Origin of the sequence: Desulfovibrio sp. 6_1_46AFAA (assembly GCF_000224635.1) — a bacterium.
Lineage (GTDB): Bacteria > Desulfobacterota > Desulfovibrionia > Desulfovibrionales > Desulfovibrionaceae > Desulfovibrio > Desulfovibrio fairfieldensis.
The window spans coordinates 1-1,959 of record NZ_JH114300.1 but is presented as its reverse complement, the minus strand read 5'-3'; the positions used below and the strand labels follow the sequence as shown (position 1 = coordinate 1,959).

1 protein-coding gene is annotated in these 1,959 nt (G+C 64.6%); it reads left to right on the top strand.

What is annotated here, in order from left to right:
• Nucleotides 1-1,959 (top strand): hemagglutinin repeat-containing protein (locus HMPREF1022_RS18390; RefSeq protein WP_009301311.1); only part of this gene is annotated, 1,959 nt, incomplete at both ends.

The following is a 1,959-nucleotide window of genomic DNA, read 5'->3' as shown; positions in this document are numbered from 1 at the left end:
AGGACATCGCGCCCGGCGGCGGCGTGCAGGCCAAAAACGTCTACATCAATGCCGGTAAAGGCATTCTGAACGAAGGCCGCATCAACGGCGAAAACGTGAACCTGGCCTCGGTCAATATCGAAAACACCGGCGGCCTGCTGCGCGGCGGCAGCCTGAACCTCACGGCCCTGAACGACATTGCCAACAACAGCGGCTTCCTCCAGGGCGGGGACATCAGCCTGAAGGCCGGGGGCAACATCGTCTCGCAAACCCTGACCCGCCCCGACGCGGGCAATGCCGCCCACCAGCACGTGCTGGCCCAGGGCGGCATCGAGGCCACGGGCACTGTGACGGCCGTGGCGGGCAACGACCTGGCCATCCGGGGCTCCACGCTCAGCGCGGGCGGCGACGTGACCCTGGCCGCTGGGCGGGACATGACTGTGGGCACCGTTACCGAGGAGTTTCACCTTGACGGCGGCTCGCGCAGTTGGGAGCACCGCGTCACCCACACCGGCTCCAACGTGGCGGCGGGCGGCAACCTGAACATGACCGCCGGGCGGGACATGACCGTGGCCGGTTCCCAGGTGGGCGCGGGCGGCGACGCCCAACTCGCGGCGGGCGGCGATCTGTCCGTGGTGGCCGTGCAGGATACGTTCAGCTCCTTTGTCAAGGCCGAGTCCGGCAAGGGCGGCCTGTTCTCCTCCAGCTCCAAGTCCACCTATACCCAGGACTACCGCACCAGTAAATCCTCCACTGTGGCCGCCGGGGGCAATCTCAGCCTGCTGGCCGGGGTTTCGGGCCTGACGCCCGGCATCCCCACGCAGACCGGCCACGCCTCTGTGGTGGGCTCCAATCTGGTCAGCGGCAAAGACCTCACCGTGGCCGCCAGCGGCAACATCAATGTGGCCTCTGCCCAGAACACCTACTTTTACAGTTATTCCAAATCCTCCACCGGCGCGCTGGGACTGAGTTCCTCGTCCAAAAAGGAAGGTAAGGCCACCGTGACCCAGGTGGCCTCCAACCTCGTCGGCCAGAACGTCACCCTGGACGCGGGCAAGAGCGTCAGCCTCACGGCCTCCAACCTGAACGCCGTGGGCAATATCAACCTCACGGCCCGCGACGGCGACGTGGCCGTTGTGGACGGCAAAAACCAGTCCACGTCCTGGTATTACAAAAAGCAGACCGGCTTCGGCCTGGGCGGGGGCGGCTCCTTTGCCAGCTTCTACGGCACCGAGGGCAAGAAGGAGCAAAGCGCGGGCAGCACCAGCAAGGGCTCGGCACTGGCCGCCGGGCAGGACATCACGCTCACGGCCTCGCGCGACGCGGCCATTGTGGGTTCCAGCCTCAGCGCGGGCAATAACGTGACCATCAATGCCGGACGGGATGCCAACATTCTCGGCGGCACCAGCACCTCCTCCCACAGCAAGGAAAAATTTGCCTCCGGCTTCGGCGTGGAAGGCATCCTGGGCCTGGACAAGACCAGCTTCTTCATGGGCTATCAGGAAACGGCCAAGGGCAACGCCAAGGCCAACACGCAAAATGCGGCCAGCCAGATCACGGCCAATAACGACATCACGGTCAATGCCGGGCAAAACGTCAACATGGCCGGTTCCCGGCTGGCCGCGGCCCAGGATTTGAACATGGCCGCGGGCAAGGATATCAACCTCCTCCAAGCCACGGACACGGCCAGCGCCAGCGCTTATGAAAAAACCCTGCGCGCGGGCCTGAGCCTGACCCTGGAACAGAATCTGACCAGCAACGCCCAGCAGGTCTACCAGAATGCCAAGACCGCCGTAGAGGCTAACGGCCTTTTGGATTCGGCGCAGAGCGGCTTCAAGGCCGTCAACGGGGTGGGCCAGACTCTGACCAACTCCAGCGCTTCCGCCAGTCTGACACTGGGTGTGAATGCCAGCCAGAGCAGCAGCGAAAGCCATGCCACTACAGCAGTGCCGACAGAACTTGCCGCCGGACAGGATATGA